The 15,504-nt window shown below is 66.2% G+C and carries 16 protein-coding genes; 12 read left to right on the forward strand and 4 right to left on the reverse strand.

Annotated elements, in window-relative coordinates:
• Positions 1 to 16 precede the first annotated feature (16 nt).
• Positions 17 to 634, forward strand: coding sequence for a BamJ family beta-barrel-assembly machinery protein (locus tag PcP3B5_RS05015; RefSeq protein WP_061560702.1), 618 nt, complete (start codon positions 17 to 19; stop codon positions 632 to 634).
• Between the two features lie 545 nt (positions 635 to 1,179).
• Here PcP3B5_RS05015 and PcP3B5_RS05020 read toward each other — a convergent pair.
• Together PcP3B5_RS05020 and PcP3B5_RS05025 are read right to left on the reverse strand one after the other, a co-directional pair.
• The gene (locus PcP3B5_RS05020) at positions 1,180 to 1,404 is read right to left on the reverse strand and encodes a PA4570 family protein (RefSeq protein WP_009617547.1); all 225 of its coding nucleotides are present in this window, start codon (positions 1,402 to 1,404) and stop codon (positions 1,180 to 1,182) included.
• A gap of 176 nt (positions 1,405 to 1,580) precedes the next feature.
• Complete coding sequence (locus tag PcP3B5_RS05025; RefSeq protein WP_061560703.1) at positions 1,581 to 2,549, reverse strand: polyprenyl synthetase family protein; 969 nt, start codon at positions 2,547 to 2,549, stop codon at positions 1,581 to 1,583.
• 240 nt (positions 2,550 to 2,789) lie between these two features.
• Between PcP3B5_RS05025 and rplU the strand changes: the two genes are divergently transcribed.
• From rplU to PcP3B5_RS05050, 5 genes are all read left to right on the forward strand, one after another.
• On the forward strand, positions 2,790 to 3,101 hold the full coding sequence (rplU, locus tag PcP3B5_RS05030) for a 50S ribosomal protein L21 (RefSeq protein ID WP_009617549.1): 312 nt from the start codon (positions 2,790 to 2,792) through the stop codon (positions 3,099 to 3,101).
• 24 nt (positions 3,102 to 3,125) lie between these two features.
• Positions 3,126 to 3,383, forward strand: coding sequence for a 50S ribosomal protein L27 (rpmA, locus tag PcP3B5_RS05035; protein ID WP_009617551.1), 258 nt, complete (start codon positions 3,126 to 3,128; stop codon positions 3,381 to 3,383).
• A 156-nt stretch (positions 3,384 to 3,539) separates the two neighbouring features.
• Positions 3,540 to 4,760 (forward strand): Obg family GTPase CgtA, encoded by a 1,221-nt coding sequence (gene cgtA / locus PcP3B5_RS05040; RefSeq protein ID WP_009617552.1) that lies wholly within the window; start codon positions 3,540 to 3,542, stop codon positions 4,758 to 4,760.
• Positions 4,761 to 4,822: 62 nt separating this feature from the next.
• Complete coding sequence (proB, locus tag PcP3B5_RS05045) at positions 4,823 to 5,941, forward strand: glutamate 5-kinase (RefSeq protein WP_009617553.1); 1,119 nt, start codon at positions 4,823 to 4,825, stop codon at positions 5,939 to 5,941.
• Between the two features lie 26 nt (positions 5,942 to 5,967).
• A complete protein-coding gene (locus tag PcP3B5_RS05050; protein ID WP_051879370.1) occupies positions 5,968 to 6,444 on the forward strand; it encodes a CreA family protein in 477 nt (158 codons plus the stop codon).
• A 444-nt stretch (positions 6,445 to 6,888) separates the two neighbouring features.
• Here the strand turns inward: PcP3B5_RS05050 and rpsT are convergent, their stop codons facing one another.
• Positions 6,889 to 7,158: a 30S ribosomal protein S20 gene (rpsT, locus tag PcP3B5_RS05055; RefSeq protein ID WP_009617555.1), complete on the reverse strand. Its 270-nt coding sequence runs from the start codon at positions 7,156 to 7,158 to the stop codon at positions 6,889 to 6,891.
• 242 nt (positions 7,159 to 7,400) lie between these two features.
• Between rpsT and murJ the strand changes: the two genes are divergently transcribed.
• The 6 genes from murJ to ispH all read left to right on the forward strand — a co-directional run bounded on the left by murJ (position 7,401) and on the right by ispH (position 14,809).
• Positions 7,401 to 8,939 (forward strand): murein biosynthesis integral membrane protein MurJ, encoded by a 1,539-nt coding sequence (murJ, locus tag PcP3B5_RS05060; RefSeq protein ID WP_061560704.1) that lies wholly within the window; start codon positions 7,401 to 7,403, stop codon positions 8,937 to 8,939.
• A 106-nt stretch (positions 8,940 to 9,045) separates the two neighbouring features.
• Positions 9,046 to 9,984, forward strand: coding sequence for a bifunctional riboflavin kinase/FAD synthetase (gene ribF, locus PcP3B5_RS05065; protein ID WP_009617557.1), 939 nt, complete (start codon positions 9,046 to 9,048; stop codon positions 9,982 to 9,984).
• Between the two features lie 23 nt (positions 9,985 to 10,007).
• Positions 10,008 to 12,842, forward strand: a complete 2,835-nt coding sequence (gene ileS, locus PcP3B5_RS05070; protein ID WP_061560705.1) for an isoleucine--tRNA ligase — start codon at positions 10,008 to 10,010, stop codon at positions 12,840 to 12,842.
• The gene (gene lspA, locus PcP3B5_RS05075) at positions 12,835 to 13,338 is read left to right on the forward strand and encodes a signal peptidase II (RefSeq protein WP_043318028.1); all 504 of its coding nucleotides are present in this window, start codon (positions 12,835 to 12,837) and stop codon (positions 13,336 to 13,338) included. Before ileS ends, lspA begins: the two co-directional genes overlap by 8 nt.
• On the forward strand, positions 13,331 to 13,783 hold the full coding sequence (gene fkpB, locus PcP3B5_RS05080; protein ID WP_043273639.1) for an FKBP-type peptidyl-prolyl cis-trans isomerase: 453 nt from the start codon (positions 13,331 to 13,333) through the stop codon (positions 13,781 to 13,783). The genes lspA and fkpB overlap by 8 nt, the downstream gene beginning before the upstream one ends.
• An 81-nt stretch (positions 13,784 to 13,864) precedes the next feature.
• Positions 13,865 to 14,809, forward strand: coding sequence for a 4-hydroxy-3-methylbut-2-enyl diphosphate reductase (gene ispH / locus PcP3B5_RS05085; RefSeq protein WP_061560706.1), 945 nt, complete (start codon positions 13,865 to 13,867; stop codon positions 14,807 to 14,809).
• Between the two features lie 254 nt (positions 14,810 to 15,063).
• Here ispH and PcP3B5_RS05090 read toward each other — a convergent pair whose 3' ends face one another.
• On the reverse strand, positions 15,064 to 15,495 hold the full coding sequence (locus tag PcP3B5_RS05090) for a type IV pilin protein (RefSeq protein ID WP_061560707.1): 432 nt from the start codon (positions 15,493 to 15,495) through the stop codon (positions 15,064 to 15,066).
• Positions 15,496 to 15,504 lie beyond the last annotated feature (9 nt).

A 15,504-nucleotide genomic window follows, 5' to 3' on the forward strand; every position in this document is an offset into this window, starting at 1 on the left:
CAGCGGAGCCCCCGCCATGAGCGAACTCAACCTTTCCACCGACGAAGCCCGCGTCAGCTACGGCGTCGGCCGCCAGTTGGGCGACCAGCTGCGTGCCAACCCGGTCCCGGGCATGAGCCTGGACGCGGTGCTGGCCGGCCTCTCCGACGCCTTCGCCGGTGCCGATAGCCGGGTGCCCGCCGAGCAGCTGTCCGCCAGCTTCCAGGTGATCCGCCAGCGCATGCAGGCCGAAGCCCAGGCCAAGGCCGATGCGGCCGCCGCCGAAGGCGAGGCCTATCTGGTGGAGAACGCCAAGCGCGAGGGCGTCACCGTGCTGCCGTCCGGCCTGCAATACGAAGTGCTGGTCGCCGGCGAGGGCGCCAAGCCGTCCCGCGACGACACCGTGCGCACCCACTACCACGGCACCCTGATCGACGGCAGCGTGTTCGACAGCTCCTACCAGCGCGGCCAGCCGGCCGAGTTCCCGGTGGGCGGCGTGATCGCCGGCTGGGTCGAGGCCCTGCAACTGATGAACACCGGCAGCAAGTGGCGCCTGCACGTGCCGGCCGAGCTGGCCTACGGCGGCCAGGCGGTGGGCAGCATCCCGCCGCACAGCACCCTGGTGTTCGACGTCGAGCTGCTCGACATCCTCTGATGAATGCAGCCCGCGGCGGCCGTCCCTGGCCACCGCGGCGTGCAGGGGGCTCCACGTTGCCCCCGCTGTGCAGCCGCCTCCCGGGCGGCGACCGCACGGATGGCGCGTCCTGCGCCATCGCAAAAAGCCCTGTACATCCCGTTCTTGCTCTTCGTAGGAGCGAGCTTGCTCGCGAACGGCCCGCATCCGACCCATCCTAGGGGTCGTTATGTTTGCCAGATGAGATGCAGGAGCGGATTTATCCGCGATTCTGCCGGCAGTGCCGGCGCTCATCCCGCCAGCGCGGACAAGGTCCGCTCCTACGCCCGTGCTTCCCCGGAACTGTAGGAGCGGGCCCTGCCCGCGATTCGCGCGCAGGGCGCGCTCCTACAGGGGAATGAGCGTAGGAGCGAGCGTGGCTTTTTCGTAGGATGGTGTTGAGCGAAGCGATACCCATCAGCGCAACCGCATGGGTATCGCAAGCTCAACCCATCCTACGAAAAGCGCCTCGGCGCAGACAGTCGCTCCTACGAAAACCCCGTCGCTCCCGCGAATAGCCGCGGCGTTCAACGCAGCGCGCGGGCGTAGCAGAACAGGAACAGGTTGCGCACCAGCTCCTTGAGCACCTGCGGCTCGCTGGTGCCCAGTTCGTGCAGGTCCAGACCGCCCTGTTCGCGCAACTCGTCCAGGGCGTCTTCCTGCAGCAGGGCGCAGACTTCTCCGGTATCGCGATTGAGGATGCGCAGATAGGGATGGGGGCGGTCCAGCCAGGCATCGATCATGTAGGTCATCTCTGCATCTCCTTGGTAGCTGAGTTAATGAGAATAATTCTTATTATCTCGATAGCAAGCCCCCATGGAGAATTTTTTTCCACCAACCGACCAATGCCATGGCCTGGATCAACCGCGCATAACGCAGAACGCCCGCGCGGCAGGGCCGGGCGGGTGTTCGTCGGATCGCGTGTGGATCAGTGGGTGCGGGCGACGGCGAACTCGCTCAGCTCGATCAGCGCGTCACGGTACTTGTTGTCCGGCAGCGCCTTGAGGCAGTCGATGGCGCGGGCGGCGTATTCGCGCGCCAGATTCGCGGTGTAGTCCAGGGCGCCGGCGGCTTCCACGGCAGCGCGGATGCCTTCCAGGTCCTGGCTGCCGCCCTGTTGGATGGCTTTGCGCACCACTTGCGCTTGCTCCGGGGTGCCGTCGCGCATGGTGGCGATCAGCGGCAGGGTGGGCTTGCCCTCGGCGAGGTCGTCGCCGACGTTCTTGCCCAGGGTGCTGGCGTCGCCGCGGTAGTCCAGCAGGTCGTCCACCAGCTGGAAGGCGATGCCCAGGGCGTCGCCGAACTGGCGCAGGGCCTCGGCCTGTTCCGCGGTGGCGCCGGCGATGGCGGCGGCGCTGTGGGTGGAGGCCTCGAAGAGCATCGCGGTCTTGCCGCGGATGACTTCCATGTAGGTTTCTTCGGTGGTGCTGGCGTCGCGCACCTTGGTCAGCTGCAGCACCTCGCCCTCGGCGATCACCCGGGTGGCCTGGGAGATGATGCGCATCACCGGCATGGAGCCGAGTTCGACCATCATTTCGAAGGAGCGGGCATAGAGGAAGTCGCCGACCAGCACGCTGGGCGCGTTGCCCCATTGCGCATTGGCGGTGGCGCGGCCGCGGCGCAGGCCGGAGGCGTCGACCACGTCGTCGTGCAGCAGGGTGGAGGTGTGCAGGAACTCGATGGTGGCGGCCAGCAGGCGCAGGTCGTCCCCGGAGTAGCCCAGGGCCTTGCCGCTGAGCAGCACCAGCAGCGGGCGAAGACGCTTGCCGCCGGCGGAGATGATATAGTCGCCGATCTTCTCGACCAGGGGAACGCGGGAGCTGAGCTGGCGACGGATGATGCCGTCGACGGCGGTGAAGTCGTCCGCCACCACCCGATAGAAAGCCTGGGGTTGCATATTACGAAGGCGCTCCTCGAAGAATGCGCGGCATGCTAGGTGCCGGGGTGGGGGCTGTCAAGGAAAGCGCCGCAAGGCTTGTGTCCGCGTAGGGCTTTGCGTACAATCGCGGCCCCGAACTTCCCTGGCATACCCTGCCTTACGCAATTGCACGGGCGCTCTTCCGGCCCCATGCAGCCATGCCGACCGATACCTCTTCCTATAAAGCGTCGGGTGAGCAGGTCTAACGGAGACATCCAGATGTACGCAGTTATTGTTACCGGCGGCAAGCAATACAAAGTCGCCGAAGGCGAATTCCTCAAGGTCGAGAAACTCGACGTCGCCACCGGCGAAGCGATCAACCTGGATCGCGTTCTGCTGGTCGCCAATGGCGATGACGTCAAGATCGGCCTGCCGGTGGTAGAAGGCGCGAAAGTGACCGCTGAAGTGGTTTCCCACGGTCGTCACGACAAAGTGCGCATCATCAAGTTCCGCCGCCGCAAGCACCACATGAAGCGTCAGGGCCACCGCCAGTGGTTCACTGAAATCAAGATCACCGGCATCCAGGCCTAATTCCTTTTTTGGAGGATATGACTCATGGCACACAAGAAAGCTGGCGGTAGTACCCGCAACGGCCGCGACTCCGAAAGTAAACGCCTTGGCGTGAAGCTGTTCGGTAGCCAGGCTGTCAAAGCAGGCAACATCATCGTGCGTCAGCGCGGCACCCAGTTCCATGCCGGCTACGGCGTTGGCATGGGCAAGGATCACACCCTGTTCGCGAAAATCGACGGCGTGATCAAGTTCGAAGTGAAAGGCGCCTTCGGCCGTCGCTACGTAAGCGTCGTCGCTGCCTAAGCGAGCCTTCACTGAAAAAGCCCTGTCTCGCGACGGGGCTTTTTTGTTTCTGGCGTTTCCCGGCAACGGATCCCGGGCTCCTGCGTTTGCGCGGGCTTGGCTGTATCCTATGCTCCTTTTCTTATTCAACCCGCCACGCTGGCGGGAGGCGTTCCCATGAAATTCGTCGACGAAGTATCCATCCACGTGAAAGCCGGTGACGGCGGCAATGGCCTCATGAGCTTTCGCCGCGAGAAGTTCATCGAGAAGGGCGGCCCCAACGGCGGTGACGGCGGTGACGGCGGCTCGGTGTTCCTCGAGGCCGACGAAAGCCTGAACACCCTGGTGGACTACCGCTACACCCGCCGTTTCGATGCCCAGCGCGGGCAGAACGGCGGCAGCAAGGACTGCACCGGCGCCAAGGGCGACGACCTGGTCCTGCCGGTGCCGGTGGGCACCACCGTGATCGATGCGAGCACCCATGAAGTCATCGGCGACCTGACCGAGCCCGGCCAGCGCCTGATGGTCGCCCAGGGCGGCTGGCACGGCCTGGGCAACACCCGCTTCAAGTCCAGCACCAACCGCGCGCCGCGGCAGACCACCCCGGGCAAGCCCGGCGAGGCCCGCGACCTCAAGCTGGAGCTGAAGGTCCTGGCCGACGTCGGCCTGCTGGGCCTGCCGAACGCCGGCAAGAGCACCTTCATCCGCGCCGTGTCCGCGGCCAAGCCGAAAGTCGCCGACTACCCCTTCACCACCCTGGTGCCGAACCTGGGCGTGGTCAGCGTCGGGCGCTTCAAGAGCTTCGTGGTCGCCGACATCCCCGGCCTGATCGAGGGCGCCGCCGAAGGCGCCGGCCTGGGCATCCGCTTCCTCAAGCACCTGGCGCGTACCCGCCTGCTGCTGCACATCGTCGACATGGCGCCGCTGGACGAGAGCGACCCGGCCGATGCCGCCGAGACCATCGTCAACGAGCTGGCCAAGTTCAGCCCGGCGCTCACCGAGCGTGACCGTTGGCTGGTGCTGAACAAGATGGACCAGATCCTCGAGCCGGAAGAGCAGGAGCGGCGCAAGCAGCAGGTGGTCGAGCGCCTGGGCTGGGAAGGTCCGGTCTACGTGATCTCCGCCCTGGAGCGCGAAGGCACCGAGGCGCTCAGCCAGGACATCATGAAGTACCTCGACGAGCGCAGCCTGCGCATCGAGGAAGACCCGGCCTACGGCGAGGCCCTGGCCGAACTCGACCAGCGCATCGAAGACGAGGCGCGTTCCCGTCTGCAGGCCATGGACGACGCGCGCGCGCTGCGCCGTGCCGGCCTGAAGAATGCCGACGACCTCGACGACGACGATGATTTCGACGACGAGGACGACGGCGACGGGCCGGAAATCTTCTACGTGCCCTGACCGGCGCCGCGTGCGCCGGTCCCGAAGCAACCTGGTGAAACCTGACTTCGTAAGGTTGATGTATGCGTGAGAAAGTGACCGGCGCGCGGCGCTGGGTGGTGAAGATCGGCAGCGCCCTGCTCACGGCCGATGGCCGCGGGCTGGACCGCGACGCCATGGCGGTGTGGGTCGAGCAGATGGTCGCGCTGCACTGCGCGGGCGTCGAGCTGGTGCTGGTGTCCTCCGGCGCCGTGGCGGCGGGCATGAGCCGCCTGGGCTGGGTCTCCCGCCCGAGCGACATGCACGAGCTGCAGGCCGCGGCGGCGGTCGGCCAGATGGGCCTGGTGCAGGCCTGGGAGTCCAGCTTCGGCCAGCATGGCCTGCAGACCGCCCAGGTGCTGCTGACCCATGACGACCTGTCCGACCGCAAGCGCTACCTGAACGCCCGCAACACCCTGCGCACCCTGGTCGACCTCGGTGTGATCCCGGTGATCAACGAGAACGACACTGTGGTCACCGACGAAATCCGCTTCGGCGACAACGACACCCTGGCGGCCCTGGTGGCCAACCTGGTGGAGGCCGACCTGTTGGTGATCCTCACCGACCGCGACGGCATGTTCGACGCCGACCCGCGCAACAATCCCGAAGCCCAGCTGATCTACGAAGCCCGCGCCGACGACGCCCAGCTCGACCTGGTAGCTGGCGGCAGTGCCGGCGCCCTCGGCCGCGGCGGCATGCAGACCAAGCTGCGCGCGGCGCGCCTGGCGGCGCGTTCCGGTGCGCACACGGTGATCGTCGGCGGGCGCATCGAGCGCGTGCTCGACCGCCTGCGCTCCGGCGAGCGCCTGGGCACCCTGTTGACCCCCGAGCAGAGCCGCAAGGCCGCGCGCAAGCAGTGGCTGGCCGGCCACCTGCAGATGCGCGGCACCCTGGTGCTGGACGCCGGTGCGGTCAAGGCTATCGCCGAGGACCACAAGAGCCTGCTGCCGGTGGGGGTGAAGCAGGTCCAGGGCAGCTTCCGCCGTGGCGAGATGGTGGTCTGCGTGGACCCGCAGGGCCGCGAGATCGCCCGCGGCCTGGCCAACTACAGCGCCCTGGAGGCGCAGAAGATCATCGGTCAGCCGACCGATGCCATCGAAGGCCTGCTGGGCTACGTCGACGGCCCGGAGCTGGTGCACCGCGACAACCTCGTGCTGGTCTGAAGGAGTCACCGATGAAGCTGTCGTCCATGAGGTTGTCATCCGTGGGGCTATGGAAGAGCGTGTGCGCCGGTCTGCTGATGCTGCCGGCGCTAGCGGGCGCGGAGGAGATCGGCGAGGTCTCCACGGTGTTCAAGTGGGTGGGGCCGAACGACAAGATCGTGGTCGAGGCCTTCGACGATCCCAAGGTGGAAGGGGTGACCTGCTACCTGTCGCGGGCCAAGACCGGCGGCGTCAAGGGCGGCCTGGGCCTGGCCGAGGACCGCGCCGAGGCGTCCATCGCCTGCCGCCAGGTCGGGCCGATCCGCTTCGCCGGCGAGCTCAAGGATGGCGAGGAAGTGTTCAAGCAGCGCACCTCGCTGGTATTCAAGTCCATGCAGGTGGTGCGCTTCTTCGACAAGAAGCGCAACGCGCTGGTCTACCTCGTCTACAGCGACCGCATCATCGAAGGCAGTCCGCAGAACGCGGTGACCGCCATCCCGATCATGCCCTGGCCGACGAAATAAAAGCCTTCCGCTTTTCGTAGGAGCAACTGTCTTGCGCCGATGTGCTCTTCGTAGGATGGGTTGAGCTTGCGATACCCATGCTGTCGTGGTGATGGGTATCGCTTCGCTCAACGCCATCCTACGAAAAGCCGTGCTTCCCTGGAGGCGTAGCGGGCTCTGCCCGCGATTCGCGCGCAGGGCGCGCTCCTACAGGGGAGTGCGTGGGTGGGGCGGCGTAGGAGCGGATCTCATCCGCGAATCGCGCCGGGGATTACGGCTATCGCGGAGAAGCTCCGCTCCTACGGTCCAGGCAGGCGAGGATTCTCGTAGGATGGTGTTGAGCGAAGCGATACCCATCCTACGAAAAGCGCTGCGGTGGGGCGTTCGCGAGCAAGCTCTGAGTTTGGGCTTTCCGCAGGCAATAAAAAACCGGCCACTGGGGCCGGTTTTTCAAGAACGGAACGCTTACGCGGTGGCCAGGGCCTTCACGTGGGCGTTCAGGCGGCTCTTGTGGCGAGCGGCCTTGTTCTTGTGGATGATGCCTTTGTCAGCCATGCGGTCGATGACCGGTACGGCGGCAACCAGAGCGGCCTGGGCCTTGGGCAGGTCCTTGGCATCGACTGCCTTGACTACGTTCTTGATGTAGGTACGAACCATGGAACGCAGGCTGGCGTTGTGGCTGCGACGCTTCTCAGCCTGTTTGGCGCGTTTTTTGGCGGAAGGTGTGTTGGCCACCGTCGAGCTCCTCGAGAAAAACTTGGGATATAGCGAATAAATTAAGGCCGCGAATGATGCCGTCGAGTCCGTGCCTTGTCAAGGGTATGAGCGGCCTCCGACGAGCGGCATGGCCGGGTATTCGCGGACTGGGTGGGTGATTTATTCGACCGGCGGCCATACACTCGACGCCCTTTACTGGCCGCCGGGCGATCCGGCCGCCCGCGGGCAGGGCCACCCTGCGCTGACAAGTCCCGGATGCAATGAACCTACTCAAATCGCTGGCCGCGGTCAGCTCCATGACCATGATCTCGCGGGTGCTCGGCTTCGTCCGGGACACCATAGTAGCGCGCATGTTCGGCGCCGGCATGGCCACCGACGCCTTCTTCGTCGCCTTCAAGCTGCCCAACCTGCTGCGCCGCATCTTCGCCGAGGGCGCCTTCTCCCAGGCCTTCGTGCCGATCCTCGCCGAATACAAGACGCAGCAGGGCGAGGAGGCCACCCGCACCTTCATCGCCTACGTCTCCGGCCTGCTGACCCTGGTGCTGGCGCTGGTCACCGCGCTGGGCATCCTCGCCGCGCCCTGGGTGATCTGGATCACCGCGCCGGGTTTCGCCGACACTCCGGAGAAGTTCGACCTGACCACAGCGCTGCTGCGGGTGACCTTCCCCTACATCCTGCTGATTTCCCTGGCCTCGCTGGCCGGGGCCATCCTCAATACCTGGAACCGCTTCTCGGTGCCGGCTTTCGTGCCGACCCTGCTGAACGTCAGCATGATCGCCTTCTCGCTGTTCCTCACGCCGTACTTCGACCCGCCGGTGATGGCCCTGGGCTGGGCGGTGCTGGCCGGCGGCCTGGCGCAGCTGCTCTACCAACTGCCGCACCTGAAGAAGATCGGCATGCTGGTGCTGCCGCGCCTGAACCTGCGCGACAGCGGCGTGTGGCGCGTGCTCAAGCAGATGGGGCCGGCGATCCTCGGCGTGTCGGTGAGCCAGATCTCGCTGATCATCAACACCATCTTCGCCTCCTTCCTGGCCGCAGGCTCGGTGTCCTGGATGTACTACGCCGACCGCCTGATGGAGCTGCCCTCCGGCGTGCTGGGCGTGGCCCTGGGCACCATCCTGCTGCCGTCCCTGGCCAAGACCTACGCCAGCGACGACCGCCATGAATACTCGCGCCTGATGGACTGGGGCCTGCGCCTGTGCTTCCTGCTGGTGCTGCCCTGCGCCCTGGCCCTGGCGCTGATCGCCGAGCCGCTGACCGTGTCGCTGTTCCAGTACGGCAAGTTCAGCGCCAACGACGCGCTCATGACCCAGCGCGCGCTCATCGCCTACGCCGTGGGCCTGCTCGGGATCATCCTGGTCAAGGTGCTGGCGCCGGGCTTCTATGCCCGGCAGAACATCCGCACGCCGGTGAAGATCGCGCTCTTCACCCTGGTTTCCACCCAGGCGATGAACCTGGTCTTCATCGGCCCGCTCAAGCACGCGGGCCTGGCCCTGGCGATCAGCTTGGCGGCCTGCCTCAACGCCGGTCTGTTGTACTGGCAGTTGCGCAAGCACGACCTGTTCGAGCCGCAGCCGGGCTGGGCGAAGTTCCTCGGCAAGCTGGTGCTGGCGGTGCTGGTGATGTCCGCCGTGCTGCTGGGCCTGATGCATTTCATGCCGGCCTGGGACCTGGGCGGCATGCCGCTGCGCCTGGCGCGCCTGGGCGTGCTGGTGGTGGCCGGCGTAGTGGCCTATTTCGGTATGCTGGCGCTGCTGGGCTTCCGCCTGCGCGACTTCTCGCGGCGGGCGGTGAGCTAGCCCGGCGCCGGCACTTGGGTGCATCCGTGACGCGCGGCGGCTTTGTGCCTGTCGCGCGGCGGCGGGTGCAGGTATAATCGACCACTTTCTGAGCAATACGCGCGCTATGCAGCTGCTTCGAGGCCTCCACAACCTGCGGCCCCTGTCCGGGGGCTGCGTTGCCACCATCGGCAATTTCGACGGCGTCCACCTTGGCCACCAGGCGATCCTGGCGCGTCTGCGCGAGCGCTCGCAGGAGCTGGGCGTGCCCAGCTGCGTGGTGATCTTCGAGCCGCAGCCGCGCGAGTACTTCGCCCCGGATGCCGCGCCGGTGCGCCTGACGCGCCTGCGCGAGAAGCTTGAACTGCTGCGCGAGCAGGGCGTCGACTTCGTCCTGTGCCTGACCTTCAACCGCCGCCTGCGCGAGCTGTCGGCCGCCGAGTTCGTCCGCCAGGTGCTGGTGGATGGCCTGGCGGTGCGCCACCTGGAAGTGGGCGACGACTTCCGCTTCGGCTGCGACCGTTCCGGCGACTTCGCCTTCCTGGTCCGGGCCAGCGCCGAGCAGGGTTTCACCGTCGAGGCCGCCACCACGGTGGAAGTCGACGGCATGCGGGTGAGCAGCTCGCGCATCCGCAAGGTGCTCGCCGACGGCGACCTGCACCAGGCCGAGCGCCTGCTGGGCCGGCCGTTCCGCCTGAGCGGGCGGGTGCTGCACGGGCAGAAGCTCGGCCGCACCCTGGGTTCGCCCACCGCGAACATCCAGCTCAAGCGCCGCAAGGCGCCGCTCAACGGCGTCTACCTGGTCAGCACGGAAGTGGCCGGCCAGCGCGTCAACGGGGTGGCCAACATCGGCACGCGGCCGTCGGTCAACGGCGACGGCCGGCCCCACCTGGAAGTGCATCTGCTGGACTTCGCCGGCGACCTCTACGGCCTGCACCTGGATGTGACCTTCCACCAGAAGCTGCGAGATGAGCAGCGCTTCGCCTCCCTCGAGGCACTGAAGGCGGCGATCCTCGCCGACATAGCCGCCGCCCGGGCCTACTGGCTGGGCCAACCGCTTGATTGAAGAAATTCCGAACAGGCCCTGAGATGACCGACTACAAAGCCACGCTGAACCTTCCCGATACCCAGTTCCCGATGAAAGCCGGCCTGCCCCAGCGCGAGCCGGAAACCCTGAAGTTCTGGAACGACATCGGCCTGTACCAGAAGCTGCGGAAGGCCGGCGAAGGTCGCCCGAAATTCATCCTGCACGATGGCCCGCCCTACGCCAACGGCAGCATCCACATCGGTCACGCGGTCAACAAGATCCTCAAGGACCTGATCGTTCGCTCGCGCACCCTGGCCGGCTACGACGCGCCCTACGTGCCGGGCTGGGACTGCCATGGCCTGCCCATCGAGCACAAGGTCGAGACCACCCACGGCAAGAACCTGCCGGCGGACAAGACCCGCGAACTGTGCCGCGCCTACGCCACCGAGCAGATCGAGGGGCAGAAGGCCGACTTCATCCGCCTGGGCGTGCTCGGCGAGTGGGACAACCCCTACAAGACCATGAACTTCGCCAACGAGGCCGGCGAAATCCGCGCCCTGGCCGAGATGGTCAGGCAGGGCTTCGTGTTCAAGGGCCTGAAGCCGGTGAACTGGTGCTTCGACTGCGGCTCGGCCCTGGCCGAGGCGGAAGTCGAGTACGCCGACAAGAAGTCCGACGCCATCGACGTCGCCTTCCCGGTGGAAGACGAAGGCAAACTGGCCGCCGCCTTCGGCCTGCAGAGCCTGGCCAAGCCCGCCGCCATCGTCATCTGGACCACCACCCCCTGGACCATCCCGGCCAACCAGGCGCTGAACGTCCACCCCGAATTCACCTACGCCCTGGTCGATACCGGCGAGCGCCTGCTGGTGCTGGCCGAGGAGCTGGTCGAGTCCTGCCTGCAGCGCTACGGCCTGGAAGGCCAGGTCATCGCCACCGCCAAGGGCGAGGCGCTGGACCTGATCCGCTTCCGCCACCCGTTCTACGAGCGCTTCTCGCCGGTCTACCTGGCCGAGTACGTGGCCCTGGACGCCGGCACCGGCATCGTCCACTCCGCGCCAGCCTACGGCGAGGACGACTTCCGTACCTGCAAGCAGTACGGCATGAGCAACGACGACATCCTCAGCCCGGTGCAGAGCAACGGCGTGTATGTAGCCGACCTGCCGTTCTTTGGCGGCCAGTTCATCTGGAAGGCCAACCCGAACATCGTCGCCAAGCTCGACGAAGTCGGCGCGCTGCTCAAGCACACCAGCATCAACCACAGCTACATGCACTGCTGGCGCCACAAGACCCCGCTGATCTACCGCGCCACCGCGCAGTGGTTCGTCGGCATGGACAAGCAGCCGGAGAGCGGCGCGACCCTGCGTGAGCGTGCGCTGGAAGCCATCACCCAGACCGAATTCGTGCCCAGCTGGGGCCAGGCGCGCCTGCACGGCATGATCGCCGGCCGTCCGGACTGGTGCATCTCGCGCCAGCGCAACTGGGGCGTGCCCATCCCGTTCTTCCTGCACAAGGCCACCGGCGAGCTGCACCCGCGCACCGTCGAGCTGATGGAAGCAGTTGCCCAGCGCGTGGAGAAGGAGGGCATCGAGGCCTGGTTCAAGCTCGACGCCGCCGAACTGCTCGGTGACGAAGCCGCGCAGTACGACAAGATCAACGACACCCTGGACGTCTGGTTCGACTCCGGCACCACCCACTGGCACGTGCTGCGCGGCTCCCACGCCGAACTCGGCCACGCCAGCGGCCCGGCCGCCGACCTCTACCTGGAAGGTTCCGACCAGCACCGCGGCTGGTTCCACTCCTCGCTGCTGACCGGCTGCGCCATCGACGGCCACGCGCCATACCGCCAGCTGCTGACCCACGGCTTCACCGTGGACGAGTCCGGCCGCAAGATGTCCAAGTCCCTGGGCAACACCGTGGTGCCGCAGACCGTGATCGACACCCTGGGCGCCGACATCCTGCGCCTGTGGGTGGCCTCCACCGACTACTCCGGCGAGATCGCGGTCTCCCAGACCATCCTGCAGCGCAGCGCCGACGCCTACCGGCGCATCCGCAACACCACGCGCTTCCTGCTCTCCAACCTGACCGGCTTCGACCCGGCCAAGGACCTGCTGCCCAACGACCAGTTGCTGGCCCTGGACCGCTGGGCCGTGGACCGCGCCCTGCTGCTGCAGCGCGAGCTGGAAGAGGCCTACCGCGAGTACCGCTTCTGGAACGTCTACTCCAAGGTGCACAACTTCTGCGTGCAGGAGCTGGGCGGCTTCTACCTGGACATCATCAAGGACCGCCAGTACACCACCCAGGCCGACAGCGTCGCCCGCCGCTCCTGCCAGACCGCGCTGTTCCACATCGCCGAGGCGCTGGTGCGCTGGGTCGCGCCGATCCTCGCCTTCACCGCCGAGGAAGTGTGGAAGTTCCTGCCCGGCGAGCGCGCCGAGTCGGTCATGCTGACCACCTGGTACGACGGCCTGTCCGAACTGCCGGCCGACGCCGAGCTGGGCCGCGCCTACTGGGAGCAGGTCATGGCCGCCAAGGCCGCGGTCAACAAGGAGCTGGAGAACCAGCGCACCGCCAAGGCCATCGGCGGCAACCTGCAGGCCGAGGTCACCCTCTACGCCGAGGACGACCTGGCCCGCAGCCTGGGCAAGCTGGGCAACGAGCTGCGCTTCGTGCTGATCACCTCCACCGCCACCCTCGCGCCCCTGGCCGAGGCCCCGGCCGATGCCGTGCAGAGCGAACTGCCCGGCCTCAAGCTGAAGGTAGTGAAGTCGGCCCACGCCAAGTGCGCCCGTTGCTGGCACCACCGCGAGGACGTCGGCAGTCACGCCGCGCACCCTGAAATCTGCGGCCGCTGCGTGGAGAACATCGAAGGCGCCGGCGAGGTTCGCCACTATGCCTAACCGCTTCGGCCGCCTCGGCTGGTTGTGGATAACCGTGCTGGTCCTGGTCCTCGACCAGGTCAGCAAGGCCTACTTCGAAGGCACGCTGAGCCTGTACCAGCAGATCGTGGTCATCCCCGACCTGTTCAGCTGGACCCTGGCCTACAACACCGGCGCGGCCTTCAGCTTCCTGGCCGACAGCTCCGGCTGGCAGCGCTGGCTGTTCGCCCTGATCGCCATCGTGGTCAGCGCGGTGCTGGTCATCTGGCTCAAGCGCCTGAAGCCCAGCGACACCTGGCTGGCCATCGCCCTGGCCCTGGTGCTGGGCGGCGCGCTGGGCAACCTGTACGACCGCATCGTGCTCGGCCACGTGATCGACTTCATCCTGGTGCACTGGCAGAACCGCTGGTACTTCCCGGCGTTCAACCTGGCCGACAGCGCCATCACCGTAGGCGCCATCATGCTGGCGCTGGACATGTTCAAGACGAAGAAATCCGGAGAGACCGCCCATGGCTGACAGCAACAGCGATATCCAGCGCATCGGAGCGGATACCGAAGTCACCCTGCACTTCGCCCTCAAGCTGGAAGACGGCAACGTCGTCGACAGCACCTTCGACAAGCAGCCGGCCACCTTCAAGGTCGGCGACGGCAACCTGCTGCCGGGCTTCGAGCAGGCGCTGTTCGGCCTCAAGGCCGGCGACAAGCGCACCCTGAACATCGAGCCGGAGCAGGGCTTCGGCCAGCCGAACCCGGCCAACGTGCAGGTGATGCCGCGCGACCAGTTCCAGGACATGGAGCTGGCCGAAGGCCTGCTGGTGATCTTCAACGACGCCGCCAAGACCGAGCTGCCCGGCGTGGTCAAGGCCTTCGACGAACAGCAGGTGACCATCGATTTCAACCACCCGCTGGCCGGCAAGAGCCTGACCTTCGAAGTGGAAATCATCGACGTAAGGGCGCTCTGAGGGCCCTTCGCTGGCGTAGGATGGGTATCGCGAAGCGACACCCATCGCGCCATCCCCTCTGCGCGCCGAGACAGACCGACCATGCAAATCAAACTCGCCAACCCCCGCGGCTTCTGCGCCGGCGTCGACCGGGCGATCGAAATCGTCAACCGCGCCCTGGACGTGTTCGGCCCGCCGATCTACGTGCGCCATGAAGTGGTGCACAACAAGTTCGTGGTGGAGAACCTGCGCAACCGCGGCGCGGTGTTCGTCGAGGAACTCGACCAGGTGCCGGACGACACCATCGTCATCTTCAGCGCCCACGGCGTGTCCCAGGCCGTGCGCAAGGAGGCCGAGAACCGCGGCCTGAAGGTCTTCGACGCGACCTGCCCGCTGGTCACCAAGGTGCACATGGAAGTGGTGCGCTACAGCCGCGATGGCCAGGAGTGCATCCTCATCGGCCACGAAGGCCACCCCGAGGTGGAAGGCACCATGGGCCAGTACAACCGCGACAATGGCGGCGACATCTACCTGGTCGAGGACGAGGAAGACGTGGCCGCGCTGCAAGTGCGCAACCCCGAGGCCCTGCACTTCGTCACCCAGACCACCCTGTCGATGGACGACACCTCCAAGGTGATCGACGCCCTGCGCGCGAAATTCCCGCACATCAAGGGCCCGCGCAAGAACGACATCTGCTACGCCACCCAGAACCGCCAGGACGCCGTCAAGGACCTGGCCGACCAGTGCGACCTGGTGCTGGTGGTGGGCAGCCCGAACAGCTCCAACTCCAACCGCCTGCGCGAACTCGCCGAACGCATGGGCACCCCCGGCTACCTGATCGACGGCGCCGAAGACCTCAAGCGCGAATGGTTCGAAGGCAAGCAGCGCATCGGCATCACCGCCGGCGCCTCCGCCCCGGAAGTGCTGGTGCGCGGGGTGATCGAACAACTGCGCAAATGGGGCGCGGAGCCCGAGGTGGAGCTGGATGGGCGGGAGGAGAACATTACCTTCTCGATGCCCAAGGAACTGCGGGTGAAGGCGGTTTAAACCCGTTCCTGCCAGGCGGCATCTTCCGTCCCCTCCAGGAGCCATATTCGACCGAACGCCGGCCTTGCCGGCGGAATCGCGGATAAATCCGCTCCCACGCTGTATCCCGCCTGGGGCTTGCCGACTGCGCCTAAGCGCTCTGCGTAGGATGGGTTGAGCTTGCGAAACCCATGCTGCCGTGGTGATGGGTATCGCTTCGCTCAACCCATCCTACGACGGCATTTCTCCTGTTCCTGCTCCGTAGGGGCAGCGTTTCACTTCCAGCAGTCGTTCACACTGGTGCTGCCGCTGACGCCGCGGGTGCCCATGGCATTGAGCGTCAGGTTCCCGCATTTGGTATCTCTCGTCTGCACGCCCTGCGGGGTTGCCGTTAGCAGGTAGCCACCGCTTCCGTTGGGGTTGCTGATGGTCAGCGTGTACTTGCCGGTATCCGAGGTCACGGTCGTGCCGTTTGTATTGCGCATATTCAAATTGCCGATGTCGTCTTGGTCAGTGACATAGGCATTGTTCTGGGCGAAGTAGCGCTCCTGACGCGCGGCCGCGTCGTTGAGCAGAGCCTGCCCTTCGCTGCGGTTGCCGCGCAGGACGTATTCCTGGTAGCTGGGATAGGCGATGGCCGCCAGGATGCCGATGATGGCCACCACGATCATCATCTCGATCAGGGTGAAACCCGCTGTCTTCTTCATGTACTGCTT

The organism is Pseudomonas citronellolis (assembly GCF_001586155.1).
Taxonomy (GTDB): domain Bacteria; phylum Pseudomonadota; class Gammaproteobacteria; order Pseudomonadales; family Pseudomonadaceae; genus Pseudomonas; species Pseudomonas citronellolis.

Coding starts and splice junctions, on each gene's coding strand:
- PcP3B5_RS05015 (WP_061560702.1), top strand. CDS start 17: ATGAGCGAACTCAACCTTTCCACCGACGAAGCCCGCGTCAGCTACGGC.
- PcP3B5_RS05020 (WP_009617547.1), bottom strand. CDS start 1,404: ATGACCTACATGATCGATGCCTGGCTGGACCGCCCCCATCCCTATCTG.
- PcP3B5_RS05025 (WP_061560703.1), bottom strand. CDS start 2,549: ATGCAACCCCAGGCTTTCTATCGGGTGGTGGCGGACGACTTCACCGCC.
- rplU (WP_009617549.1), top strand. CDS start 2,790: ATGTACGCAGTTATTGTTACCGGCGGCAAGCAATACAAAGTCGCCGAA.
- rpmA (WP_009617551.1), top strand. CDS start 3,126: ATGGCACACAAGAAAGCTGGCGGTAGTACCCGCAACGGCCGCGACTCC.
- cgtA (WP_009617552.1), top strand. CDS start 3,540: ATGAAATTCGTCGACGAAGTATCCATCCACGTGAAAGCCGGTGACGGC.
- proB (WP_009617553.1), top strand. CDS start 4,823: ATGCGTGAGAAAGTGACCGGCGCGCGGCGCTGGGTGGTGAAGATCGGC.
- PcP3B5_RS05050 (WP_051879370.1), top strand. CDS start 5,968: ATGAGGTTGTCATCCGTGGGGCTATGGAAGAGCGTGTGCGCCGGTCTG.
- murJ (WP_061560704.1), top strand. CDS start 7,401: ATGAACCTACTCAAATCGCTGGCCGCGGTCAGCTCCATGACCATGATC.
- ribF (WP_009617557.1), top strand. CDS start 9,046: ATGCAGCTGCTTCGAGGCCTCCACAACCTGCGGCCCCTGTCCGGGGGC.
- ileS (WP_061560705.1), top strand. CDS start 10,008: ATGACCGACTACAAAGCCACGCTGAACCTTCCCGATACCCAGTTCCCG.
- lspA (WP_043318028.1), top strand. CDS start 12,835: ATGCCTAACCGCTTCGGCCGCCTCGGCTGGTTGTGGATAACCGTGCTG.
- fkpB (WP_043273639.1), top strand. CDS start 13,331: ATGGCTGACAGCAACAGCGATATCCAGCGCATCGGAGCGGATACCGAA.
- ispH (WP_061560706.1), top strand. CDS start 13,865: ATGCAAATCAAACTCGCCAACCCCCGCGGCTTCTGCGCCGGCGTCGAC.
- PcP3B5_RS05090 (WP_061560707.1), bottom strand. CDS start 15,495: ATGAAGAAGACAGCGGGTTTCACCCTGATCGAGATGATGATCGTGGTG.